At 32.7% G+C, this 462-nt stretch carries 1 pseudogene; it reads right to left on the bottom strand.

Features of this window, described 5'->3' with window-relative positions:
* A pseudogene (locus KDK95_RS38905) lies at nt 1–445 on the bottom strand (tRNA (N6-isopentenyl adenosine(37)-C2)-methylthiotransferase MiaB); the annotation flags it as partial.
* Nucleotides 446–462: the final 17 nt, after the last annotated feature.

The raw sequence follows: 462 nt of genomic DNA on the forward strand, positions 1-462 counted from the left end.
ACATACAACCACAAACTCCGATTAAAATATCAGGTCGTTCTTTCTTCAAATGCTTCAAATTACCTATTTCACTAAACACTTTGTTCTCGGCATTTTCTCTAATCGCACATGTATTAATTAAAATAACATCTGCAGTGTTAATATCAGTCGTTGCTTGATAGCCTAATGCTTCAAGTATACCAGCAATGACCTCAGTGTCATGTGCATTCATTTGACATCCATATGTTTTAATTAAAAATGTACGCTCGTTCCCCATACCGCGATATTTTTCATCAATTTGGAAATCTCTATTATAACGAACTTCTTGTTTACCTCTTTTTTTCGCTTCTTTTAAATTAGGCGGTTGATAAACATGTTCAAAATATTTACTATAATCTTTTTCTGCTTTCTTATCTCTCTCAGCTAAAACATCTACAGAACTTGCTTTTCTTTGTTCTTCGTTCACTTTACAAAATCCTTTCT

This window comes from Actinospica acidithermotolerans, from assembly GCF_018139625.1.
Taxonomy (GTDB): Bacteria; Actinomycetota; Actinomycetes; order Streptomycetales; family Catenulisporaceae; genus Actinospica; species Actinospica acidithermotolerans.